The organism is Henriciella barbarensis (assembly GCF_003576345.1).
GTDB lineage: Bacteria > Pseudomonadota > Alphaproteobacteria > Caulobacterales > Hyphomonadaceae > Henriciella > Henriciella barbarensis.
This window is the reverse complement of the sequence record NZ_QWGB01000014.1, coordinates 191,039-216,279: the sequence shown is the minus strand read 5'-3', so window position 1 is coordinate 216,279 and position 25,241 is coordinate 191,039. Positions and strand designations below refer to the sequence as shown.

General features: G+C 59.4%; 19 protein-coding genes. 8 read left to right on the top strand and 11 right to left on the bottom strand.

The genetic code is table 11. From position 1 onward, the window contains the following. Positions 1–10: 10 nt before the first annotated feature. The 7 genes from D1224_RS15430 to D1224_RS15400 form a co-directional block, all read right to left on the bottom strand. On the bottom strand, positions 11–895 hold the full coding sequence (locus D1224_RS15430; protein WP_119380823.1) for a polyprenyl synthetase family protein: 885 nt from the start codon (positions 893–895) through the stop codon (positions 11–13). Between the two features lie 11 nt (positions 896–906). Beyond that, on the bottom strand, positions 907–1,155 hold the full coding sequence (locus tag D1224_RS15425; protein ID WP_119380822.1) for an exodeoxyribonuclease VII small subunit: 249 nt from the start codon (positions 1,153–1,155) through the stop codon (positions 907–909). A gap of 72 nt (positions 1,156–1,227) precedes the next feature. Then, positions 1,228–1,836 carry a histidine phosphatase family protein gene (locus D1224_RS15420; protein ID WP_119380821.1) on the bottom strand — a complete coding sequence of 203 codons (609 nt, stop codon included), beginning with the start codon at positions 1,834–1,836 and terminating at the stop codon, positions 1,228–1,230. A gap of 73 nt (positions 1,837–1,909) precedes the next feature. Further along, complete coding sequence (locus D1224_RS15415) at positions 1,910–3,082, bottom strand: GNAT family N-acetyltransferase (protein ID WP_119380820.1); 1,173 nt, start codon at positions 3,080–3,082, stop codon at positions 1,910–1,912. 73 nt (positions 3,083–3,155) lie between these two features. Beyond that, positions 3,156–4,031, bottom strand: a complete 876-nt coding sequence (gene lepB / locus D1224_RS15410) for a signal peptidase I (protein WP_119380819.1) — start codon at positions 4,029–4,031, stop codon at positions 3,156–3,158. Positions 4,032–4,218: 187 nt separating this feature from the next. Next, positions 4,219–5,286, bottom strand: coding sequence for an MBL fold metallo-hydrolase (locus D1224_RS15405; RefSeq protein WP_119380994.1), 1,068 nt, complete (start codon positions 5,284–5,286; stop codon positions 4,219–4,221). Positions 5,287–5,355: 69 nt separating this feature from the next. After that, positions 5,356–6,735 (bottom strand): L-serine ammonia-lyase, encoded by a 1,380-nt coding sequence (locus D1224_RS15400; RefSeq protein WP_119380818.1) that lies wholly within the window; start codon positions 6,733–6,735, stop codon positions 5,356–5,358. 127 nt (positions 6,736–6,862) lie between these two features. On the opposite strand from D1224_RS15400, the gene D1224_RS15395 reads away from it, so the two are divergent. The 8 genes from D1224_RS15395 (at position 6,863) to D1224_RS15360 (ending at position 19,276) form a co-directional block, all read left to right on the top strand. Then, positions 6,863–8,347, top strand: coding sequence for an amidase (locus D1224_RS15395; protein WP_119380817.1), 1,485 nt, complete (start codon positions 6,863–6,865; stop codon positions 8,345–8,347). Between the two features lie 31 nt (positions 8,348–8,378). Then, positions 8,379–9,053, top strand: a complete 675-nt coding sequence (locus D1224_RS15390) for an enoyl-CoA hydratase/isomerase family protein (RefSeq protein WP_119380816.1) — start codon at positions 8,379–8,381, stop codon at positions 9,051–9,053. A gap of 340 nt (positions 9,054–9,393) precedes the next feature. Further along, the gene (locus D1224_RS15385; RefSeq protein WP_119380815.1) at positions 9,394–11,736 is read left to right on the top strand and encodes a TonB-dependent receptor; all 2,343 of its coding nucleotides are present in this window, start codon (positions 9,394–9,396) and stop codon (positions 11,734–11,736) included. 198 nt (positions 11,737–11,934) lie between these two features. Then, on the top strand, positions 11,935–12,939 hold the full coding sequence (locus D1224_RS15380) for a zinc-dependent alcohol dehydrogenase family protein (protein WP_119380814.1): 1,005 nt from the start codon (positions 11,935–11,937) through the stop codon (positions 12,937–12,939). A gap of 178 nt (positions 12,940–13,117) precedes the next feature. After that, positions 13,118–15,319, top strand: coding sequence for a catalase/peroxidase HPI (gene katG, locus D1224_RS15375; protein ID WP_119380813.1), 2,202 nt, complete (start codon positions 13,118–13,120; stop codon positions 15,317–15,319). 149 nt (positions 15,320–15,468) lie between these two features. Next, the gene (locus D1224_RS15370) at positions 15,469–15,957 is read left to right on the top strand and encodes a (2Fe-2S)-binding protein (protein ID WP_119380812.1); all 489 of its coding nucleotides are present in this window, start codon (positions 15,469–15,471) and stop codon (positions 15,955–15,957) included. Then, a complete protein-coding gene (locus D1224_RS15365) occupies positions 15,954–17,003 on the top strand; it encodes an FAD binding domain-containing protein (protein ID WP_119380811.1) in 1,050 nt (349 codons plus the stop codon). The genes D1224_RS15370 and D1224_RS15365 overlap by 4 nt, the downstream gene beginning before the upstream one ends. Further along, positions 17,003–19,276: a xanthine dehydrogenase family protein molybdopterin-binding subunit gene (locus D1224_RS15360; protein WP_119380810.1), complete on the top strand. Its 2,274-nt coding sequence runs from the start codon at positions 17,003–17,005 to the stop codon at positions 19,274–19,276. Before D1224_RS15365 ends, D1224_RS15360 begins: the two co-directional genes overlap by 1 nt. On the opposite strand, the gene ligD is transcribed toward D1224_RS15360, so the two are convergent. The 4 genes from ligD to D1224_RS15340 form a co-directional block, all read right to left on the bottom strand. Beyond that, a complete protein-coding gene (gene ligD, locus D1224_RS15355) occupies positions 19,273–21,756 on the bottom strand; it encodes a DNA ligase D (RefSeq protein ID WP_119380809.1) in 2,484 nt (827 codons plus the stop codon). The two genes, D1224_RS15360 and ligD, sit on opposite strands and share 4 nt — an antisense overlap. A 6-nt stretch (positions 21,757–21,762) precedes the next feature. Continuing rightward, on the bottom strand, positions 21,763–22,632 hold the full coding sequence (ku, locus tag D1224_RS15350; RefSeq protein ID WP_182482334.1) for a non-homologous end joining protein Ku: 870 nt from the start codon (positions 22,630–22,632) through the stop codon (positions 21,763–21,765). Positions 22,633–22,766: 134 nt separating this feature from the next. Continuing rightward, positions 22,767–23,840 (bottom strand): serine hydrolase domain-containing protein, encoded by a 1,074-nt coding sequence (locus D1224_RS15345; protein WP_233350580.1) that lies wholly within the window; start codon positions 23,838–23,840, stop codon positions 22,767–22,769. A gap of 48 nt (positions 23,841–23,888) precedes the next feature. Then, positions 23,889–25,241, bottom strand: a complete 1,353-nt coding sequence (locus tag D1224_RS15340) for an efflux transporter outer membrane subunit (protein ID WP_119380808.1) — start codon at positions 25,239–25,241, stop codon at positions 23,889–23,891.

The window sequence follows — 25,241 nt, the reverse complement described above, 5'->3', positions numbered from 1 at the left end:
CAGACAGTCCTTAACGTGTCCTGTCCAGAACATAATCAACCGAATGCAGCAGGATATTGGCGCGACCACGGAAAAAATCGAGGTGCTGACGAGCCTGTGCTGCAAGAAGATTGATACGTTCGCGCGCACCCTCAATCCCCAAAATGGTCACAAAGTTCGCCTTCCCGGCCGCTTCATCGCTGCGCAGCGTTTTGCCAACGACATTCTGATCGCCGGTCGCATCAAGGAGGTCGTCTGCAATCTGGTAGGCCAGGCCAAGGTCCTGCGCGAACCCGGCAAGCGCGTGTTTTGCATTGGCGCTCGCGCCGCCCACAATGGCGCCCGCTTCGACCGAATAGGAGATGAGTGCGCCAGTCTTGAGACGCTGCATGCGGGTGATGGTATTGAGGTCGCGTGGGCTGGCTTCCTGCAACATGTCGATCATCTGTCCGCCAACCATCCCGGTCGCGCCGGAGGCATCCGCGAGCCTCTCGATGAGTCTCAGGCGCACAGCCGGATCATTATGGGTTTCATCGCTTGCGAGGATCTTGAAGGCCAGCGTCAGCAGAGCGTCGCCAGCGAGGACGGCTGTCGCCTCGTCGAAGGCCTTATGCACCGTCGGCTGGCCGCGACGCAGATCATCATCGTCCATGCAGGGAAGATCGTCATGGACCAGCGAATAGGTGTGGACACATTCAAGTGCTGCAGCTGTCCGCAGAAGGGCTTTGTGGTCAGCGTCGAAGAGCGCGCCCGTCTCGATGACGTAGAAGGGACGCATCCGCTTGCCATTCGCGAGGGCAGCATGACGCATCGCCCGCATCAGGTCAGCCTCAGGCCCCTGCGCGGGCGGGATGAGCTGATCCAGCGCGACCGTTACCTTGTCGGCGATTTCGGTCAGGCGCGTCTCGAACTCCATGAAGCGGTTCCTTACTCGAAGCTTGCGCTCTCGGTTGTGGGTTTGCCGTCAGGCCCCTGAACAATCTGCTCAATCTTGAGCTCAGCCGCTTTCAGCCGGGCCTCGCAATGCGATTTCAGTTTCGAGCCACGCTCATAGATTTCAATGGATTTCTCAAGCTCAACTTCGCCGCCTTCAAGCTGACGGACGATCGTCTCGAGCTCCCGAAGGGCTTGTTCGAAGCTCATTTTTTCGATGTCAGTCACTGTCTGATCGCTCATGAGAGCTATTCCTCATACGTGTTGAGCAGCCGCACCCTAAGCAGGCGCTGGCTGCATCACAATGGTCCGGGATCAAGATTTCCCGCGATATTCGTAGATGCGGTAGCTCCAGTATTTGTCGCCACCATCGCGCACGCAGACCCAGCCGATTCGCGCCATTGCCGGTCTCAGCATGCGATTGAACCAGCCATGAGCGGCCAGGTAGACCTTCCCGTCGGCTGCCGCCTCATGCAGGTGCTGGGCGGCCTTGTTCGCGCGGTCGCGGGCCTGACGGTTACTCTCACCATCAAGGCTGTGACCATAAAGCCAGGCGGTACGCGCGATTATGTTCCATGTCTTGGGAAGGTATTTGCGATTGCGCAGGCGCGGCGGTGGAAGCGGCGCTTCGACAAAGACAGGGAAAGTCTCTGGCTCGCGGCCCGTCGCCAGCATGGCCGTTTCAACTGCGCGCGGCGCCGTCGAGCTGAGGATGATGTCGGCGTCGGCGACGGCTTCCTTGAGGTTCTCTGGCGCTTGCTGACCTTCGGCGAGACTGCCGATTTCGTAGCGATCCCACCAGTCACGATATTCCCGCCAGTCCAGTCGAGGTCCCGCCGTCCTGTCCAAGGCCGGACGGCCGTGACGGGAAACGATAATCGGCCCGCGCGCTGTCTTGTCTTTTTCGCGCCTGGCTGCACTCATTATACTTCATCCCAAATCAAAAGCGGACGCGAGCCTTCCATGACTCGCGCTACCAGCTCAACAGATGAAGCGCTTAACGGGACGCAGTACCGTCGGCAAGATCAAGAGCTGCCGCTGTCCGTCGAAGGGAGTTTCCGATCCCGATGAGACGTCCCGTAGGTTTGATCTCACTGATGCAGACCTGATCGAGACGGCGGCGCGCAGATTTCATGACATCAGACAGCCGGCCATCCAGCGTTTGCTCACCTGTCCGCCAGGCGTAGCCAAGAACGCGGTCCGGTCGGATAGCGAGCGCCTTGCTGCGCACGACGCCCGACCCAACAGGCAGCTGGAAGTTGGAGTAATGGCGTTTGTAGTGATCAAGGCCCGGCCCGGCATCATAGATTTTCGGGCCATCGCGGTTCGCCATCCCTTCCAGCATGTGCTGAACAACGAAGTTGCCGGGTGAATACTGCGCATAGTCGGCTTCGTAGGCCGTGATCCAGCCATGCACCACGTTGCGCGACTGAAGAACCAGCTCACTGGCCGCGTGCTTCCCATCAAGATGAAGGCTGACAAGCCTCAAGCGGAATCTCTCATCCTTCTGGTGGCGAAGGGCATCGAGTAATTGCTGGGCCCAGCGCGTGCCGAGCACATCGTGGCGGCCGGTTCGGCGGAACTGCTCTCGTTTCAGGAAAATGAGCCTGCTGAACGTGTCATCGCACTGATCGTCAAAGCGGAATTCTACTTCGGAGAAGTCCCGCTCCATATTGCGTGCAAGACGGCGCATCTTCTTGAAATGCTTTGGCCAACGTTCGCCCTGGTTCCCCATGAAGCCGTCCCAGCCAGCGCTCACGTCACTCATATTAGCGCCGGCGACGGTGAGCCTGCTCTCGCTTTCAGCGTCCTGCGGGAGCCAGCCGAAGCTCGACATTCCGAGTACGCCGATCCCGCGAAGGAAAGCGTGCGCGTTAAGGTCCGTGCCTGCTGACAGGACGGGCCCGTGCCAGTCGGAAAACGGCCCGCCGATTGGACGCGCCCAGGCGCCAGGGCGCCGGTGAATTGGCCAGACACCGACCAGCTCATCACCTTCAAGTGCGAGCCCTAGACGGGCATCTGGACGAACGCGCGCAACGAGCCGTGCATAGTCCGGGTCGAAGAATGGATCATCATAGCGAGAGCGCGCATCGCGCAGCGCGTGGAATTGCGACCAGATGTCTTCGGTCACACTCTCAAAACGCAAGAGACGAAAGCGAGTCTTTTCCATGCCGTACCTTCAAGCAGATACGGATTAGGATTTTGCAAACATTGCGCCAGAATTCGCGCGTAAGGAGTAAGGTCTAGAGCCCTCTCCAGAGGCGCTTTTTCATACACGGGTCCGCATCTGCACGTGCGCAGGAATAGGTCGACAGGAGGACAGTGTCCGCGCGGCCGATCAGGTTTTCAGCTGGCACAAAGCCGACCGATGCCCGCTCTGCAGACACGCCGGGCGCAAGTTCACATCCAGCTTGATCGATAACCCCATCGTCGCCAACCGGGCAGTGACCGGTGATGGAGCGGCCATCCTCGGAATTGTCACGATTATCACCAATGAAGAGGTAGTGCCCCTCTGGAATGTCAAAAACGGGTGTGTTGTCGAGGCTGCGAACCTGGCTCGGCCCCTGTTGCCACTGGTGGCTCAGCCAGGACTTGTCGCCAATCGTTTCGCGGTATTCACGGGCCGTTTCGGTGCCCCGAAAATCATGCGGACGGTAAGTTACGCTGCGCATGAACTCACGATCGATCGGCACACCATTCAGGTAAAGCTGCTCATTGATCATCTGCACCCGGTCGCCCGGGAGGCCGATGATACGTTTAATCATCACGCGGTCGGTATGCGGATGCATGAAGACGGCAACGTCGCCGCGGTCTGGCTTGCCGCCCAGCACCCTGCCTTCGCCCTGCGGGATCAGCCGCCAGGCGCCCCATGGAAGACTGTAGCGGCTATAGCCATACGCGAACTTGTTAACAGCTACGCGGTCACCGACCTGCAGGTTAGGCACCATGCTTTCCGACGGAATGACGCGCTGTTCGTAGATCAGGAATGAGAAGACATAGAACGCCGGAATGAAGATGAGCAGCGTGACTGCCCATTCGCGAAGTTCGTGCAGCACTTTCTGCTTGAGCGTCCGGTTGTCCTCGGGCTCTGATTCAGACATGTCGGATGAAGTGCTCATGACAGGCTGATAGAGCCCCCTTGCAGCGGGCGCGGTGAACGTCCGGCTTCGAAAACAATTACTGGTCGGGCACCGCAAAGGTTCCGAACGGTCATGGCTTTGAGCACAGACGGGGCCGCGGTCAAGTAGATCATTGACCACTTCTGCGATTCGTCATGGGTTGTGACCGGTCTGCTTCGCAGTGAGATTACATTGCGCGATACCAGTCTACGCCGTCCCCATCGCGTTCAACGACAGCCTTTCCTGCCGCTATGAGATAGTTAAGGTGAGCCAGCGCTTCACCCGTCGCGAGGGAGAGCGATTCCTCCCCGATCTTGCGTCCAAAAAGTGCAGGAAAGGTATCGACGACACGCCGAGGGTTCTCGCCAAGTCGCTGAGCGAGACGCTTCAGCCCCACTTCGTGACCACGGATGAGATGGTCCAGCCTTTTATGGGCGCCGCGGAAGGGTGTATTGTGGGCAGGCAGAACCAGAACGTCGTCACTGACTGCCGTCTTCAACTTGTTGCAGCTCTGCAGCCAGTCCTTGAGTGGATTGGCTTTCGGCTCAGTCGGATGAACGGAGACATTGGACGAAATTCGCGGCAGCAACTGATCGCCGGAAATTATCACATTTTCGCTCTTGCAGAATAGGCAGACATGTTCTGGCGAGTGACCATTGCCCGTCACAATTTGCCAATCGCGCCCACCCAATCGTATCGTTTCACCATCGACAAGACGGCGATAGGCGTCCGGCATCTGACTGACACCTTTGCCGAACCGCCCGAACCGGCTGCGATAGGTCTCGACTTGCGCTTCGTTCCAGCCCGCGGCGACGTAAAAGTCAGTTCCGGCGGCTGGCGCTTCGCGGCCTGTATCAGCGACGAGCATCCGGCACGAAATGTACTCCAGCTGGCTCATCCAGAGCTCAGCGCCGGGGAATTTGCGTGTCAGCCAGCCCGCATTGCCGACATGGTCGGGATGCATGTGGGTGACAATCACGCGCCAGACCGGCCTGCCGCCAAGACATGTCTCGAAGATGGTGCGCCAGGCCTCTTTGGTTTCAGGCAGCGGCATACCTGTGTCGACAATGGTCCAGCCGCGCTCACCGTCGTCAATGAGCCAGAGATTGATCCACTCCAGCGCAAATGGCAGGCGCATGCGGACCCAGTGCAGACCGGGCATAATCTCCGTCGTTTCGCCCTGCGCGGGGACCTGTTCATCGAAAGGGTAAGTCAGGCCGGGCCTTGCCGGCGTTTTCGTTTCTAAGCCATCCATACCGCCAAGGGTGACACGTGAGTCACCCTTCACCAATCCATGACCGCGCGGAAGATCCTATCATTTCTGCTAGCAGGCGATGACATTCACAGCGAGACCACCAGTACTGGTTTCCTTATACTTGTTCGACATGTCGTTCCCGGTCTGACGCATCGTCTCAATCACCTGATCAAGGCTCACCTTGTGATGTCCGGTCCCCTGAAGGGCCAGGCGCGCCGCGTTAGCCGCTTTTACAGCGCCAAAAGCGTTGCGTTCGATGCAGGGGATCTGAACCAGGCCGCCAACCGGGTCACATGTCAGGCCCAGATTATGCTCCATGCCAATTTCAGCAGCTACACAGACAGTTTCAGCATCGGCGCCCCAGACAGCGGCAAGTCCGCCAGCCGCCATTGAGCAGGCAACGCCCACCTCCCCCTGGCAGCCCATCTCCGCGCCAGAGATCGAGGCACGCTGTTTATAAAGGAGACCAATACCGCCCGCCGTCAGCAGGAAACGGCGCGCCTTTGAAAGATCGAGCTTGTCATCATCGCAGCAATAATGGCGCATCACCGATGGAAGAATGCCGGCTGCCCCATTCGTCGGCGACGTCACGACACGTCCGCCCGCAGCGTTCTCTTCGTTCACGGCCATGGCATAGACATTGAGCCAGTCGAACAACTGCTCGCGCTCATTCGAGCCCGGATTATCGACCAGGCGGCGATAAAGGTCCGGCGCACGGCGCTTTACGTCGAGCCCGCCGGGAAGCGTACCTTCGGACGTCAGACCGCTCCGGATGCACTCCATCATGGTATGTGCGATTTTATCCAGTCGTTTCTGCGTCTTGTCGCGTGATCTTCGCGCGTCTTCATTATGAACGACAAGCTCATCGACCCGCCAGCCATGCGTTTTACAGAGTCCGATCATCTCTTCGGCGGACTGGAACGGATATGGCGCGCCGCGCGCACTGGCGACCATATCGCCGCTGGTTGGCTTCGCCAGCTGTTTTCGAGATGCGATAAAGCCACCGCCGGTTGAGTAGTACTCACGCGAATAGGGCTCCGTGTCCTCAGCGCCGAACAATGTGAGGACCATGCCGTTGGGGTGCAGGTCCGGGACGATATCCGTGCAGAATTTGAGATCTTTTAGCGGACTGAAATCGATCTGCGGGCCACCTTCGAGGCGGATGGTCTTGGCCTGGACGATCTCCCGGAAGCGCGATTCGGCTTCAACGGGGTCCGCCGTTTCTGGCTGCATGCCCTCAAGCCCGAGCATCACGGCCTTGTCGGTCCCATGCCCGACGCCTGTAAGCGCCAGGGAGCCTTGAAGCGATACCTCGACCCGCACCGCGCCGTCCAGCCGCCCTGCCCTGTCGGCCTCCTGCAGGAAGCGGCGCGCAATGCGCATCGGACCTACAGTGTGTGAGCTCGATGGGCCGAGCCCGATACGAAAAAGGTCAAGAACTGACAGCATGAAGAAAACGTCCGATACGCGAAAAAACGAAACGCCTACCGGGCTATATCCTGCTTGCCTTTGCGGCAAGACCAACGCACGCTAGCGCAGATATGGCCCGACAGAGGCCGACCCCGGGAGGAAAACGATGACCACGATGACACGCCGCCGCCTTCTAGCAGGCGGTACAACGCTCGCTGCCTTTCTGCCTTTCGCAAAAGCCTGTGCCCCCGCGACCGTTATGGCAGCCGGCACCGGCTCAGCTGATCTCGACGGTGTTGCCATGGCGCAGATGATTGCGCGCGGTGAGACTACCTCCCTCCAGTTGACCGAGGCGGCAATTTCCCGCGCCGAGGCGGTGAACCCGTCCATCAATGCTCTTGCGACAAAGACGTATGATCTCGCCCGCTCGCGTGCTGCAGCGGCGCCTGAAGGCTCGTTTGGCGGCGTACCGACAGCTATCAAGGACCTGGTGAACTGGAAGGGCGCGCCGACCATGTATGGCAGCCGTGCCTTTCGCGGAAACCTGGCTGAAGAAGATTCGGTTTTCGCCGCGCGCTGGCGCGAAGCGGGTGTGGTCTCGATCGGAAAATCTACCACACCTGAAATGGGCCTGATCTCATCAACTGAGCCCCTCGTGACTGGTCCGACACGCAACCCATGGGATCTCTCCCGCATTCCGGGCGGTTCATCAGGTGGTGCAGCTGCCCTGACAGCGGCACGCGTCGTTCCGTTTGCTCATGCCAGCGATGGCGGCGGCTCTATCCGGATCCCGGCCGCCTGTTGCGGCCTGTTCGGCCTGAAACCCTCTCGCGGTGCCCTAGCGTCTCCTCAGAGCAATGCGCCTGTCGACCTCAGCGTCAATCATGCCGTGACGCTTACCGTACGCGATAGCGCAGCGCTATTTGCTGCAACCGAAACGGGCGAGACCTTGCCGAAGATCGGTGACATCAAGGGGCCGTCGGCCCGCCGATTGAAGATCGCCTTTGCGCCCGAGCCGGGAACCGATGCATCACTAGACCCTGAAGTGCGCGCCGCGACCGAACAGGCTGCCACGCTTTGCCGGGAGCTTGGTCACGAAGTCATCGAATGGGACATGCCAATTGATGCGCCCAAGTTCCAGGACCAGTTTATCCTGTTCTGGGCAGCTGGCGCTGCGCAATTCATGCAGGATGCTACCGCCATGCTGGGCGCCCCGCCTTCACCCGATACAATCGAGCCGTGGACGCTGGGGCTCGCCAAAATGTTCAGTGAGCGCCAGGGCGAGTTCGCTGACGCGGTTGCAGATCTTCAGGCCTTTTCTGGCTTATATGCGAGCTGGTTTGACGAGTTCGACGTGCTGCTCTCGCCAACTGTCACCAAGCTGCCGCCGAAAATAGGCGAGCAGGCCCCCGATGGTGACTTCGATACAGTCATGAAGTCTGTCACAGATTATGTCGCCTACACACCGTATATGAATGTCTCTGGTGCCGCCTCCATGAGCGTGCCGCTTTTCTGGTCGGAGGGCGGCCTTCCGATTGGCACCATGTTCTCTGCCCGGCAGGGAGATGACGGTCTGCTTCTGGCCCTCGCCTATGAGCTCGAAGAAGCCAAGCCTTGGATTTACAGGCGTCCGGAGTTGATCTCGACTTGACGGCACACGTGTAAGCTGAAAGCGGTGGCCAATGTCCACATCGGAAAAACGCCCCGTATTTCTAGCAGGCTCAGGCAGCGTTGCGGAAATCGTCATTAATGCGCCATCTCGGCGTAATGCGCTTGGCATGTCCATGTGGTCTGCCTTGCCAGTCCTTGTAAGAACGGTAGACGCTGATAGCGCGGCGAAGGCGTTGGTCATTCACGGCGGATCGGTAGGCCATTTCGCCGCCGGTGTGGATATCTCCGAGTTCGAGACGATCTACGCAGACGAAGCGAGCACGCGCGAGACTACCGGCATTATCTCAGACGCGATGAGTGCGATCGAAAATTGCAGCAAGCCCGTGATCGCCGCCATCGAGGGCAGCTGTTTTGGAGCGGGGATCGCACTGGCGGTCGCCTGCGATATTCGGATTTCGTCGGCCAATGCAGCTTTCGGACTACCTCCGGCGAAGCTGGGCATTGTCTACCCGCCGGCCGATCTGAGAAGGCTTGTGAAGCTGGTAGGCCCCTCGAATGCCAAGCATATGCTGTTCTCCGCGCGCCGGTTTTCGTCAGCTCAGGCGCTGTCTCTAGGATTGGTGAACGAAATCGCTGGCGAGGGCGGCGCGCTCGCGGCAGCTCGACAGACAGTTCAGGACATCGCCGCTAACTCCTCCTGGTCGGTGAAAGCGTTGAAAAAAAATGGTCAGCGAAATCGCAAGTAATGCGAGCGACGATGAACTTCTTGGCTACATGGTTGAAGGTGCTGCCGGTGCCGACTTTCGCGAAGGTTACAGCGCGTTTCTCGAGAAACGCACAGCGAAATTCCCCTCAGGCTAGAATTTTTGCCCGCGAACCTATGCTGCAATGCATTTTTTGACGTCTATGCTTCCCCAAAGTGATGCAACAAAACATCACTAGTGAAGTATTTTTGCATAACGCTGAATTCTGCCATTGAGAATTTGCCGCAGCGCGCTTTATGCCGTGCTGCGGTGCGATCTCCAATGCCTGTTGGAGTTATCGCCTCGCAAATCAGAAAAATAATGATCTGGGAGTCTAAACTTAATGCAACGCAGCAAATTCCTCCTCGCGACCGCGGCTTCTACCGCAATACTCGCGCAACTTCCTGCCATCGCCCAGGAAGCGCCTGAAGCAGAGCGCGAGTCGGCTGTCGACCGCGTCCTTCAGACGGTCACTGTCTCAGCGACGAAAAAACAGAACGTCGAGAACGTCCAGGACGTTCCAGTGTCTGTCACCGCGTTTAACGAAGACACGCTCGACGCACTTAACGTCGCAAACCTCGAAGACCTATCCTACTCCACGCCCAACGTCTCGCTTGATGATGTCGGAACGGCGCGCGGCACGGCGAACTTCGCGATCCGCGGTCTTGGCGTGAACTCCTCGATCCCTTCGATTGACCCTGCTGTTGGCGTATTCATCGACGGCGTCTATCTCGGCGTGAACAGCGGCGTTGTTGTCGATCTGTTCGACCTCGACAGCGTTGAAGTCCTGCGCGGCCCGCAAGGCCTCCTGTTCGGTCGTAACACCACCGGCGGTGCGCTGGTCGTCAACACGGGCAACCCGACCGACGAGTTCAGCTACAAGGCACAAGCAACCTTTGATGGCCCGATCGACGATGATCGCGGCGGCCTCAACTCCACCATCCAGGGCACGGTTTCCGGTCCGCTGATCGACGGCGTCCTGAACGGCAAGATCGGTGCTTACTACAACACCGACGCTGGCTACTTCAAAAACCTGAATGACGGCGACAACCACGGCGAGGCTCAGGTCGCGATCTATCGCGGCGCGCTCGAGTGGTTTGCAAATGACCGTCTCACCTTCCTCGCGAAGGCTGAGTATACTGACAGCCGCGTCGACGGCCCGTCAGGACAGAACCGTTCATACTTTGATCGCGACAGCTTTGACTTCTCGATCAACAGCCCGGGCACCGGCGAAGCAGAGACCGTCTTCGCATCGCTCCGCGCTGACTATGATGTCGACTTCGGCAACGGTACGATCACCAACATCCTCGGCTACCGCGAATATGACTCGCTGAGCCAAGGCAGCGACATCGACGCAACGCCGTTCACCCTCTTCCACTCAAACGCGGAATTCCTGCAGGAGCAGATCTCCAACGAGCTGCGCTATGCTGGCACCTTCGGCGACGTGGACCTCACCACGGGCGTCTACTACTTCAACCAGACGCTCGACTATACCGAAGTCCGCAACCTGCCGACCACGCGTCCGGCACCTCTTCCAGCGTCCATTCCGTGGATCTTCTACGGTGGCGGCTCGCAGGACCACACGGTGTATGGTGCGTTCGCAAACGTCGACTACTCGATCACGCCTGACCTGATCGCGACGGTCGGCCTTCGCTACTCGAAGGAAGAAAAAGACGCCGACGTGACCTTCATCCGTCCGCGATTTGAATGCTCTGTCGTTGAAGGCAGCTGCCCGACCACGGGCTTCAACACCCTTCTCGGCGCCCTTGGCGCACAGGAGCCTAACGGCTTCTCCGACGGCGATGAGTGGTCGAACTGGACCCCAAAGCTTGGTCTCCAGTACTTCTGGTCCGACAACTTCCAGACCTATGGCTACTACACCAAGGGCTTCCGTTCGGGCGGCTACAACTTCCGCATCACGGACGTTGGCGTATTCCTGAACCAGATCGTTCCGGCAACGGGCGGCAATTTCGGCTTTGACGAAGAAGAAGTCGACGCCTTCGAACTCGGCTTCAAGTCGAGCAGCGAAGACGGCCGCATCCAGCTAAATGGTGCAGCCTTCCTGACCGAAATCGCTGACATGCAGCGCGAAGTGAATACTGCTGGCCCATCGGGCGTCGTTCAGAACATCCTGAACACGGCTGATGCGACCATCATCGGTGTCGAAGTCGAAGGCCGCGTTGCCGTAACCGACAACTTCCTGGTGAACTTCAATGCTGGCCTGATCGATGCAAGCTATGACGATGTCCGCTTCGACATCTCTGGCGACACGCAGGTCAACATTCTCGACCAGCGTCTCGACCTGCCGCGCGTGCCTCCGATCACCTACGGTGTCGGCGCAATCTACGATGTGGACCTCGGTGACATGGGTGCCCTGATCTCCCGCGCGAACTATCAGTACCGCGACCGTATCGCGTACACCGATAGCAACTATGGCTGGATCCAGGACTCCCATCAGCTGTCGGCGAACCTCAGCTGGGAAACGCCATATGATGGCTTCACCGTGTCGCTTTTCGGTCAGAACCTGCTCGACAGCGTTCAGGCCGGTAACGACACGCAGCTGCCATTCCCTGGCCCGCTGTCGAACGGTGTGCAGACGCCTTACCAGCCACTCCCAGGTGGCGGCACATTCTCGCCACTCAAGAAGGGTCGCCTGGTCGGCGTCGAGTTCACGCTCCGCCGCTAGTCCGGTAGAACTATCGAATCAGAAGGGCGGCAGAGCGATCTGCCGCCCTTTTTATTTGCGCGTAGGCGACTGCGACCGCCAGCGCCGTTGTTCTGAAACATGCGCCGTGGCGTCACCTTCACGGCTTTTCGCTTGGCTTTCGCAGGGGCAGCGATGCTTTGGCTTGCCCAAATCAAGCGATGACAAGGGAGAGCCTAAATGAAAGTTGCAAGCCTGAAGAAACCGGGCGGTCTGCAGAACATCCAGATCGAAACCCGCGATGACCCGAAACCCAAAGCCGGCGAAGTGCTAATGCGGGTAAAGGCGAGCTCACTGAACTATCATGATTTCGTTGTCGCGCAGGGCGGAATACCGACGCCTGATGGCCGGGTCCTGATGTCTGATGGCGCCGGCGAAGTGGTCGAAGTTGGCGAAGGCGTCACGCGCTTCAAAAAAGGCGACAAGGTCCTCTCTACCTTCTTCCCGGGCTGGCGCGATGGCCCGCCGGAGCTCGACAAGATGCTCGCCGTTCCGGGAGACAGGATTGACGGCTTTTCCGCTGAACTCGTCGCGGCACCTGCGGAGGGCCTGACCCGTATGCCTGAAGGCTGGAGCTTTGCTGAAGCTGCCACCCTGCCTTGCGCCGCGCTGACAGCTTGGCGCGGTCTGATGGTTGAGAACTCGATCCAGCCCGGCGATTGGGTCCTGACGCAGGGTACCGGCGGCGTCTCGATCTTCGCGCTTCAGTTTGCCAAGGCGGCAGGCGCTCGCGTGATCTCGACATCCTCCTCGAATGAGAAGCTCGAAAAGCTGAAAGAGCTCGGCGCCGATCACGTCATCAACTACAAGGAAACCCCAGAGTGGGGCGCCAAAGCCAAGGAATTAACCGGCGGGCGCGGCGTCGATGAAGTCATTGAAATTGGCGGCCCGGGCACGATGGCCCAGTCGATCGCTGCTTGCCGCATCGGCGGCCACATTTCGCTCATTGGCGTGCTGACGGGTATCTCCGGCGAAGTGCCGACAGCAGCGCTGTTCAGCTCTAATATCACCGTCTCCGGGATCACGGTGGGGTCGCGTCAGTCACAGGAAGACATGATCGCCGCGATCGAATCATCCGGCATCAAGCCTGTGATCAGCGATCACTTCCCGCTAGAAAAGCTGGCAGACGCATTCGCGCACCAGGCGAGTCAGAAACACTTCGGCAAGATTGTTGTGGACATCTGATCCGAGACAAAATTTGCAGTATCAGGAGACAGGCCGGCACCCCCGGCCTGTCTTGCTTTGGGCTCACCTATTGATTTTACCAATAGTTACTTATCGCCGTTTTGATTTGTTCGATGCTGCTTGATGAGGTACTGTTCAGCATCAATTCTACGCACAGGTTAGAAGGAAGGATCCAACCATGGCTGACGACGCCAAGTGTCCAGTAATTCACGGTGAAGAGCGCCACTGGCTCTTCAAGGGCCGCTCCAACAAGGAGTGGTGGCCGAAACTCCTCAACCTCGACATTCTACATCAGAGACACCCGGCAGGTGATCCGATGGGTGAGGACTTCGACTATGCCGAAGCTTTCAAGAAGCTCGACCTCAAGCAGGTCAAGCAAGACATCGCGGTCGCACTGAAGGATTCCAAGGATTGGTGGCCAGCTGACTATGGTCACTACGGTCCATTCATGATCCGCATGGCCTGGCACTCAGCAGGCACCTATCGCGTCGGCGACGGCCGCGGTGGTTCAGGCACGGGCCAGCAGCGCTTCGCGCCGCTCAATTCCTGGCCGGACAATGGTAACCTCGACAAGGCACGCCGCCTGCTCTGGCCAATCAAGCAGAAGTATGGTGCCAGCCTGTCCTGGGCTGACCTCATGATCCTCGCCGGCAACGTCGCGCTTGAGGATATGGGCTTCAAGACCTTTGGCTTTGCTGGCGGCCGCAAGGACGTCTTCGAGCCAGAGAAAGATGTCTACTGGGGCACAGAAGAAGAATGGCTTGCCCCTTCTGACAACCCGAACAGCCGCTACGCTGAAGGCCGTGCGCTAGAAAACCCGCTCGCAGCCGTCCAGATGGGTCTCATCTATGTGAACCCTGAAGGCCCAGACGGTGAGCCAGACCCGATGAAGTCGGCCTTCGACATCCGCGATACATTCGCGCGCATGGCGATGAATGACGAGGAAACCGTCGCGCTGATCGCCGGTGGCCACACATTTGGTAAGTGTCACGGTGCAGGCGATGCGAGCCTGGTCGGTTCTGAGCCTGAAGGCTCGGATATCGCAGCTCAAGGCTTTGGCTGGGCGAGCGAACACGAAAGCGGTGTTGGCGGTCATGCCATCACATCCGGTCTGGAAGGCGCATGGACGCCAACCCCGACCGAGTGGAGCATGAACTATTTCCGCATGCTGTTCGAGTATGACTACGAGCTCACCAAGAGCCCGGCTGGTGCCTATCAGTGGGAGCCGAAAAATGTGAAGGAAAGCGACCTCGCACCGGCAGCTGATGACGGCTCGAAGAAGGTCAGCACCATCATGCTGACGACCGACCTCGCGCTGAAGACAGACCCATCCTACGAGAAAATCTCTCGCCGGTTCTATGAGAACCCGAAAGAGTTCGAGGATGCGTTCGCCCGCGCCTGGTTCAAGCTGACCCACCGCGATATGGGTCCGAAGACCCGCTATCTCGGCGAAGAAGCCCCGCAGGAAGACCTCCTCTGGCAGGATCCGATCCCGCCGGTCGATCACGACCTCGTCGATGCATCCGACATCAAGTCGCTGAAGGAAAAAATTCTTTCTTCCGGGCTCTCGGTTTCAGAGCTTGTGTCAGCGGCATGGGCATCCGCGGCCTCCTTCCGCGGTTCGGACATGCGCGGCGGTGCCAATGGTGCACGCGTGCGCCTCGACCCGGCAAAGAACTGGGAAGCAAATAACCCAGAGCAGCTCGCCAAGGTCCTCTCCAAACTGGAAGAGATCAAGTCTGGCTTCGACTCCGGTTCGAAGAAAGTCTCCATGGCTGACTTGATCGTGCTCGGCGGTTGCGCCGCTGTCGAGAAGGCAGCCAAGGATGCAGGCCATGACGTCGACGTGCCGTTCACCCCGGGCCGCACGGATGCGACCCAGGAAATGACGGATGTTGAATCTTATGCCTGGCTCGAGCCGAAAGCGGACGGCTTCCGCAACTTCGTGAAGCCTGACTATCTTGTGCCAGCCGAGGAACTCCTCGTCGACCGGGCCCAGCTTCTGACGCTGAGTGCGCCAGAAATGACGGTCCTCGTTGGCGGCATGCGTGTCCTCGGCACCAATTCCGATGGCAAGCCACATGGCGTGTTGACCAAGCGCGTCGGCCAGTTGACGAATGACTTCTTCGTCAACCTGCTCCAGATGGAGACGGCCTGGAAGGCATCGGAAGAGAACGAGCACCTCTATGAAGGTCATGACCGCGCCAGCGGCGACCTGAAGTGGACGGCAAGCCGGGCTGACCTGGTCTTCGGTTCAAACTCGCAGCTGCGTGCCCTTTCGGAAGTGTACGCTGAGAATGGCCACGAGAAGAAGTTCGTGAATGACTTCGTGAAGGCCTGGAACAAGGTGATGATGCTCGACCGCTTCGACGTCAACTAAGTCAGCTTTGACAGACCCGACATGGAAAGCGCCCCGGTTCGTCCGGGGCGCTTTTTCGTTGGGGAAACCAATAAAAACTTCTGGAATGGCTCGCCTAAGTCCCAGCCCCAGACTAGCATGAAGAATAGAAACGCTAGCGTGGAGGGAACATGGCGCTTCGGATATCCCTGAACATAAATGGCACCGAACACGGTGTGGATCTTGAAGATCCGCGCCCGACACTGCTTGACGTGCTGCGCGAACGCATTGGACTTACGGGGACAAAAAAAGGCTGCGACCGCGGCCAGTGCGGCGCCTGCACAGTGCTGGTTGATGGGAGGCGGGTAAATAGTTGCCTCACTCTCGCTGTCAGCCTTGAGGGAGCGAAAATTACGACTGTGGAGGGGCTCGCCAATGGCGATGCTCTTCATCCCGTCCAGACTGCCTTCATCGAGCATGACGGCTTCCAATGTGGGTATTGCACGCCCGGCCAGATCATGAGCGCGATCGGCCTGCTGAGCGAGACAGAAGGCAAGGCATCTGCCGAAGCCGTGCGCGAAGGCATGAGCGGCAACCTCTGCAGGTGCGGCGCCTATGCCGGCATCCAGGACGCTGTCATGGACGCTCAGGCGCGCATCGCGAAGGGAGCCAAGTCATGAAGTCGTTTGAGTATCAGCGCCCTGAAACCGTCGCAGAGGCGATCAAGGCCGCGAGTAAGCCCGGCGCGTCTTTTTATGCCGGTGGCACCAATCTTCTCGATCTGATGAAGGCTGGCGTGCGCACGCCCGATAGCCTTGTCGACATTACGCGGCTTGATGGCCTCAAACGGATTGAGCCACAGAAAGACGGGTCGCTGCGCATCGGTGCGCTGGTGCGAAATTCGGACCTTGCCCGCAACGCCGATATCGTGAGCGACTATCCAGCGATTGCCGAAGCACTGCTCTCAGGGGCGTCCGGTCAGCTTCGCAATTCGGCGACAGTTGGCGGTAATCTGATGCAACAGCCGCGTTGCGCCTATTTCTACGACCCAAATAGCGCGTGCAATCTGCACGAAGTTGGTGAGGGCTGTGACGCGCTCGAAGGAGAGAACGGCAAGCATGCTGTGCTTGGCTGGACGAAAACTTGTATCGCGGTTCACCCGTCTGATTTCTGTGTGCCGCTGGCAGCGCTCGGCGCGCGTGTCGTGGTGGACGGTGCGGATGGGGCGCGTGAGATTTCCATCGATGATTTCTACAGCCTGCCCGGCAGCGTCCAGCCGCCCGGAAGCGCCCTGAAAAAGGGCGAGATCATCACTGAGATCATCCTGCCATCGGACGCCAAGCGGTTTGCGCCGTGGGCCCGCTATATCAAGCTGCGTGACCGGACATCCTTTGCGTTCGCCATCGTTTCGGCAGCCGCGATGCTCCACGTCGGAGATGGCCGCATCAAGGATGCGCGGATTGCGCTTGGCGGTGTCGCCGCAAAACCATGGCGGGCGCGCGAAGCAGAAGACGCCCTGAATGGCGCCGAAGCAAATGAGGCCTCCTTCAGAAAGGCTGCCGATGCGGCGCTGGCAGGTGCCAGACCGTCGGGCGACAATGCGCACAAGATCGAACTGGCAAAACGCATCCTGGTGCGCGCACTAAAAGCTGCCGCAGATGGCACGCCGCCGAAGATGCCGGACCTGCCCGGGTCTGTGTTTGCCGTTGGAAAGGAGGCCCGCTAATGGCTGACACACCTATGGTCGCCGCCCATCATGTCCGGCTAGGCTCCAATTCAGGCCAGTCAATGACACGCCGAGATGGCATCGCGAAAGTCACCGGGACCGCAACCTATGCCGCGGACAATCATCCGGAGAACCTTCTCCACGCCGTGTTTGCAGGCGCAAGTATCGCCCGCGGTCGGGTGACATCACTGGATATTGAGGCTGCCCTTGCACATCCGGGCGTTGTGCATGTCATGACGCCAGACAATACCCCTGCCCTGTCGCAGGATCCCGATCAGAAGACCACACCTTTCACCGCCCGCATCGACGTACTGCAGAATGACAAGGTCCGCTATGCCGGCCAGCCGATCGCGGTTATTCTCGCAGAAACGCTCGAAGCCGCTGTCGAAGGCGCCCGTCTGGTAAAGGCGACGTACGATAGCGATCAGGCGCGGATCGGCTTTGATGATGGCGAAGCGTTCGACCCGGAAGCGGTCGGCATCTCCACGCCGCCAAAATTCTCGACGGGGGATTTTGAGGGCAATCGTAAGAAGGCGGCCCTATCGGCCAGCGTCGAAATGGAGACGCCGCTCCAGTATCACAATGCAATGGAGCCCCATGCGGTCGTCGCCGAGTGGGATGGCGACCACGTGACCGTCGACATGCCAAATCAGGCCATCGGCCTCGCCAAGCCGGGTATCGCCAATTATTTCGGCATCCCGCCTGAAAATGTGACGCTTCGTTCGCCGTATCTTGGCGGCGGGTTCGGCTCAAAGGCCGTGCTGTTCGGGCCGCAGATGCTGGGTATCCTCGCGGCCCGTGAAATGAAGCGGCCCGTGAAGCTTGCGCTGAAACGCGACCAGATGTTCGGACCGGTCCAGCACCGGAGCGCAACGCGCCAGAGCGTTCGCTATGACATGGACGCAGACAACAACCTCCTCGCCTTCGAGCATAAGGCGAACGTCTCCACCAGCAGCTTCGACAATTGGCTGGATGGCGCCGCAAATGCTGGCCTTAGCCTCTATGCCACACCATCAATCAGCGTCAGCCATACCGGTACGCGCTTTGACACCGGCACGCCGGGTGCGATGCGGGCACCGGGTATTGCTACCGGCTCTGCGGTCATCGAATGCGCGATCGACGTGGCCGCGGAGAAGGCAGGCATGGACCCGCTTGAATTCCGGCTTCTCAATTATGCAGAAAAAGACCCGTCAAACGGAAAACCTTATTCTGCCAAGGCTTTGCGCGAATGTTATAAGGCAGCAGCTGACAGTTTCGGCTGGAAGGATCGGCCGCTAAAGCCTCGCCAGATGCGCGACGAGAACGGCCTCCTGACAGGCTGGGGCATGGGCACGAGCATCTTCCATGCGCCCTTTTTCCCCGCAAAGGCGCGGGCGGTCCTTCGCAAGGATGGCAGCGCACGGGCCGAAACCTCCGGCGCTGACATGGGTCAGGGCGCCTGGACGGCGCTCTGGCAGATGGCTGCTGACGGACTTGGCATGGCGGCTGACGATATCGAGTTCGACATCGGCCATTCCGACTTGCCTGATGGCAGTGTCGCCGGCGGCTCGGCACATACAGCATCGGCAGGCGGCGCGCTCTTTGCGGCGGGTAATGATGTCATCCGCCAGCTTGCCGAGATCGCAACGCAGGACAAGGATTCGCCGCTCTTTGGCGCGGGCAATGAACGCGTGCTGGGAGAGAATGGCCGCCTCTTCAAGGCCGAGGATCCGAACGTCGGTGAGAGCTACATCGACATCCTGCAGAGGGCCGGTATCGAAGAGATCGAAGGCAGAGGCCGCGGCAACCGCGACAAGGCAAGTACCGAAACATATGCCATGTTCTCACACGGCGCGGTCTACGCCGAGGTGAAGGTCGATCCCGACCTCTTCCAGGTGCGCGTCACCCGGCTGGTCGGCGCGTTTGCTGCAGGGCGGATCATCAATCCGCGCCTCGCGCAAAGCCAGCTCACTGGCGGTATGATCTGGGGCGTTAGTTTTGCCCTTCACGAAGAAGGCATGCACGACAAGCGTACTGGCAGGCCGCTCAACAATGATTTTGCGGGTTATCACATTCCGGTGCTGGCTGACGTGCCGCACCTTGAAGCACTACTGGTCGATGAAGATGATCCGCACGTGAATGACCTTGGTGTAAAAGGTGTCGGCGAGCTTGGCATTACGGGTACGGTTGGCGCGATTGCCAACGCGGTCTGGCATGCAACGGGCATTCGGACGGCCCGCTACCCGATCAAGATCGAGGATCTATTGAAGGGCGCGCAGGCGCTTGGGGCTTAATCGTCTGCGAGTACGCTTAGTACACTCTTCGAAATTGACTGCCTGACATCATCATAGCCCTCCCACGGGTCTGAATTGAGAGAGCTTAGACGCCGCCTGATATTGGATAGCGTATAGTCGTGTCCGGATGAGATGCCCGATAGCTCATCCCAGCGGACAGGCGTCGCAACCGGGGCACCGGGGCGGGCGCGGAGCGAATACGGGCAGACCGCCGTCGCGCCGCGCTCATTGCGCAGCCAGTCGATAAAGATACGTCCTTTGCGCTTGGCCTTCGATGCTTCGGCGACATAGGTATCCGGCGCAGCCTCCGCTAGCTTTCTGGCGAGGCCCCGCGAGGCGGCCTTAACCTCGTCCCAGCCCTGTCGGCGCTCAAGCGGCGCAATCATATGCAAACCCTTGCCGCCAGTCAGCAGCACAAATGTCGTCAGACCCGCCGCGCGTAGCACGTCGCGCACTTCGTAGGCGGCTGACTTCACGTCCTCGAAATCAAGCCCCTCATCAGGATCGAGATCCAGTACGAGACGGTCCGGCTTCTCGAGCTCGTCCGTTCGCGAGCCCCATATGTGTAGCTCAAGCGCGCCGATCTGCGCTGCAGAAACAAGTGCCTCCGCGGTGTTCAGCACGAGATAGCTCGATGTGTCGCCATCTTTCTCCTTGATCTTCGTTTCGCCGATCGCTTCGGGCACTGAGTCAGTGTGGTGTTTCTGGTAGAAGCACTTGCCCCCTGCCCCTGATGGGCACCGTACCAGGCTTACCGGATGGTCCTTGATATGTGGGATCATGCGCGGCGCAATCTCTGCCAGATATTCGGCGATTTCGCGCTTGGTCGCGCCCTGCTCTTCATAGACCACACGGTCCGGGTGGCTGATGCGGATACCCAGCACCTCGCCATCGTCTCCGTCTACAGCCTCTACCTGCTTTGCTGCTGTCGTCTTGACATCCTCTGGCGCCTTGTCTTCTCGCAGGCCCTGAAAGCTTGGATGACGCAGCAAGCCGTCGGGCGTGCGCTCTGTGTAGGCGATCTCACCGACAAGCTTCGGCGTCAGCCAGACCGCGCCGCGTTTCGCGTCCGATGGAAGTTCCTCAAAAGCGGGCGTCTTACGCTCCAGCTTTGCCATTGCATCGGCCAGCTCATCCATGAGCGCTTCATCAAAGCCTGTGCCGACGCGGCCGCGATAGAGCAGCTTTCCATTCTCGAACTCACCGAGCAGCAGCGAAGCAAACGGCCGACCTCGCTTGTCGGACTTGCGATACCCGCCGATCACAAATTCATCGCGCCCCACGCATTTCGATTTGATCCAGCCGGAGCCACGCCCCGACACATATTTCGCGGCGCCCTTCTTGGAGATAATTCCTTCGAGCCCCATGCCGCAGGCCTTGCCGATGACATCCTCGCCCTTGCCTTCGATGTGATCGGAGAAGCGGACGATCTCTTCATCTTTCGGGATGATGTTCTTGAGCGCAGCTTTGCGTGCGGTGAGCGGGTTCTTGCGATAATCCTTGCCGCTAAGGGACAAGAGATCGAACGCGTAATAGGCCAGCGCCGCGTTGCCCTCACCCTTTGTGGCCGCTTGCAGTGACGCAAAATGACTGTGGCCGCGATCATCCAGCGCAACGAGTTCGCCATCGATCGCTGCGCTCTCGACATCCAGCTCTGCAAGCGCTTTGGCGACGCTCGGATAGCGGTCGGTCCAGTCCTTGCCGTTCCGCGTGATCAGGCGAACCTGATGTCCTGCGATCAGTGCCTGAATGCGGTAGCCATCGAATTTCAGCTCATGCAGCCATTCTTCGCCCGATGGCGGATCATCGCGCAGTTTTGCAAGCTGAGGCTCAACGAAGTCCGGGAAATCGGGCGCCTCATCCTCGCCCAGAATGTTAGCCTCCCCACCTGCCGCAGCGACGGCGATCTCAACGAAATCACGATTTGTGGTGACGCTGGTCTGCCAGGTCTCGCGCGGGTCGGAGTTGCGGTCGGCTTCGTCATCCTTTTCCTTGATGAGAAGCCAGTTCTCCCTGCCCTTGCTTGAGTTGTTCTTCATCAGGACGAGCGCCCAGCCCCCTTTCATCCGCTGACCTTTGAGGTCGAACTTCAAGGAGCCTTTTTTCAGGCCCTCTGCAGGGTCCTCACGCGGGACCCATTCTCCTTGGTCCCAGAGCATGACCGTCCCGGCACCATAGCCATCCGGGATGACCCCTTCGAAGTCGCCATAATCGAGGGGATGATCCTCCGTGCGCACTGCAAGGCGCTTGTCAGCGGGGTCGAGGCTCGGCCCCTTCGTGACCGCCCAGCTTTTCAGAACGCCGTTCAGCTCCAGCCGGAAGTCATAATGCAAGCGGCTCGCATCATGCTTCTGAACGACGAAACTGAGCTTGCCCCTCGACTTTGATTTGCGCTTTGAGGAGCCGTCAGGTTCGGGCGTTCGTGAAAAGTCGCGTTTCTCGCGATAGGTCTTGAGGGTATCGGAGCTGGATTGCGCCATGCCTGATTACGCCGCCTTTCCAGACTTCGACTTTGAAGACCTGGACGAGGTTTTTGAGGCGGTTTTCTTCTTTGCACCGCTCTTGTCCTTGTCGACGCTCTTTTTGAGTGCCTCCATGAGGTCGACCACTTTGCCCTTGCTGCGGGAGGTATCGCCGTCGCCGCTGTCATCATGGCTGACGGCCCCGTCCTCCCTTTTTTCCTTGATGAGCTCCATGAGCGCATCGGCATAGCTGGACTTGAAGGCTTCAGGCTTGAATGGTTTGGTCTTGCGCGCGATCAGCTCGCTCGCAAGGTCCAGCATCTCCTTGTCGGGTTTGACCTCGGGTATCTCGTCGAAGATCTTGTCGCTCTCGCGGATCTCGTCGGCGAAACGTAGCGTCTCGAGAAGGAGGCCATCCCCGCAAGGCTTGATCGCGACCACATAGTCGCGCCCGCGTACCGCCATCTGCCCCAAGCCAACCATCTTGTTTTTGCGCAGCGCGTCGCGGATGACTGTAAAGCCTTCGGCGGCAACCTCATCATCACGGGGGACGACATAGTATGGCTTCTCGAAATAGCGCGGATCAATCTCGCACGACTCTACAAACTGGACGAGGTCTATGGTCCGCTTGCTTTCCAGCTTGATCTCATCAAGCTCCTCAGGCTCCAGAATGACATATTCATCCTTGCTGGTCTCAAACCCTTTGACGATTTCATCGGTATCCACCGGACCGACGCCCTCGGCGATTTTCTGGTAGCGGATCCGCTTGCCGGTCGGCTTGTGGATCTGGCGCAAGGAAACGCGGTTCGAGGACGAGGTCGCTGAATAGAGCTCTATTCCAATGTTGACGAGAGAAAGGCGCAAATAGCCCTTCCAGTAAGCACGCATAGCCATTGTGGGGCCTCCAATGGCGAATCAATGCCGTATCGACGAATCAGTTCCGGCGACGAGCGTCTGGATAGCGCGATATGACGGTCGCAGGTTCAACGGCCCCTGCGCGATGACGAGATGCCTCAAGCTGTGTAGAGCTATTCGCCTTCTACAGCGGCCGGGACGATCCCTTCCTCCAGCAGCTCGTGAAGCTCGCGAATGTGGCTACTGCCGCGCTCGCTGCCTGTGTCGGACGTCATCACAACGGTGAGGGCGAGATCTGGCAGGACATAGATCATCTGGCCGCCATAGCCCCATGCATAGCGCACCGGATAGCCAGCGGCGTTGCTGATGAACCAGCCATAACCATATTGCTCCCCGCTCCACGGCGAAACGGTCCGCGGCGTCCAGCTTTCCTCGATCCAGTCTTCCGAGAGCACACGCTGGCCGTCGACGACGCCGCCGAGCCGATAGAGCTCTCCAAAGGCGGCCATATCGAGCGGGCTCATCGACATGTTGTTGCCGCCGAAATAGATGCCCTGCGGATCGGTCTGCCAGCTAGGGATGCTGATGCCGAGCGGATCGGTCAGCCAGTCCTCTGCCAATTGATAGGTATCGCTGCCTGAGGCGCCCGTCAGCATGGCCGAAAGCAGGTGCGTGTTCCCCGTTGAATAGAGCATGCGTCCGCCAGGTTCATCGACGAAGGGCCGGGATAGCGCGTGGCGCACCCAGTTATCGCTGACGACCCAGCGGCCGTAATTGCCGCCAGAGGTACGCTCCAGACCGGACTGCATCGACAGGAGGTTGCCAACGGTCACCTCTGACAGCATCGGTTCCGGATCGGCAGGCGCATCAGCTTCGAGAACGGAGAGTACCGTTTGATCGACACCGGTCAGCACGCCTTTATCGATCGCGATGCCCACCAGAGCAGAAATGACGGATTTGGAAGCCGACTTGATGTTCACGCCCCGGTCCAGAGGCGGGCCGCCATTGAACCGCTCTTCGACAAGGACCTCGCCATCACGCATCACAATCAATGATCGCAATTGCGGTAGGCCCTCGGCTGCCTCCAGCATCTCCTCGATCAGCTGTTCGTTGAGACCGGAAGTCGCTGGCACCGCTGGCGACGCCTGGCTGAAGTTGGACGCCGTCTGCGCGTTCGACGTCGATGGCTCTGAAGGAGCGCCGCATCCTGCAAAGATGACGGCAATGATCGCTGGCAAGATTCTCATGAAACCGATGTAGAGCGCCCGCCTTCAGCTCCAATCCTGCATGTGCGCCTAATACCGACCACCCAGCGAGACATAGACATTGATCGCCGACGTCAGGCGGTCGAGACGGACCTGAACCAGATTGCTCGATGCGTCGAAATAAGTCTGCTGGGCATTGAGCAGGCTGGTGAGGTCATCTGAACCGGCGCGGTAGCGCAGCTCTGCTGCCTCTAGCGCATCGGCGGCAGCGGCTTCGGCAATCTCCAGCTGCGCCTCGCGCGCGGCATTGGTGTCTGAGGCCTGCAGGCTGACATCCACATCGCGAAGCGCGCTCAATATGGACTGGCGATAGGCCGCTAGCTGGGCGTCGCGCCGTGCAACTGACGCCTCAAGCTGGCCGTCGAGCCGCCCGCCGGAGAATACGGTCTGAGCAAGCCCAGCCGATAGCGACCCTGTCAGACTTGAGCCGCCGGTCAGCAGCGCGCTGAGACCTGCGCCAAGGTCCACCGTCGGGAAGAAGGCCGCGCGCGCGGCCGCGATATTGGCATTGGCCCCGCGAAGGCTGGCTTCAGACTGTAGAAGGTCGGGGCGCCGCAGTAGAAGGTCAGACGGCAGACCAGCAGGTATCTGCGGCAAGGACACGTCGAGGATGTCATCGCCCGGCGCCCTAAAGCCTTGAGGGACCTGGCCGTTCAGGATCGCAAGCGCGGTTTCAAACCCTGTGATCTGCGCCTCTATCTGAGGGATACGAGCGCGCGCATTTGCCAGCTGGGCGCGCTGCGCCGACACATCGAAGCCAGATATCGCGCCGGCCTCATAACGTACTTCGACGATATCGAAGATGCGTTCGGAGATTTCGAGGTTCTGACGCGCGACCGACAGCTGGTCCCGCACGGCCAGCAAGGAAAAGTAGTTATTCGCCACATCGGCCTGTACGGTGAGTTCCAGTGCGCGCTGGTTAAAGATGGCCGCATCAAGACTTGCCAGCGCCGCTTCGCGGTTCGCGGCATTCGCGCCGAACAGATCAAGCTGGTAGGAGGCAGAGAGGCGGCCGCTTGCGTCTATGTCATCGAGACCATCGCCTGCGGTACTGCTAGAGGCGGACAACCCGGCGCTCGCCTGCGGCAGGAAGGCCGCATCAGCGATCTGCAGCGCAGCGCGTGAGGCGCGGATATTGGCGATACCCTGCGCCAGCGTCTGGTTCGCTTCGAGCGCGTCAGCCACCAGAGCTTCAAGCTCTGCGGTCTCGAAACTTTCCCACCAGGAATCATCGGTCTGCGCCAGCGTCTCAACCTCTGCCGCGTAATCATAGGTAGCTGGCATGGCGATCGCGGCATCGCTGACGGGCGGTTGTGGAGCAAAGCTCGTTGTGCATGCAGAGAGCGTGATCACGCTGGCCGAGATGAGAAATGAACGCAGCAT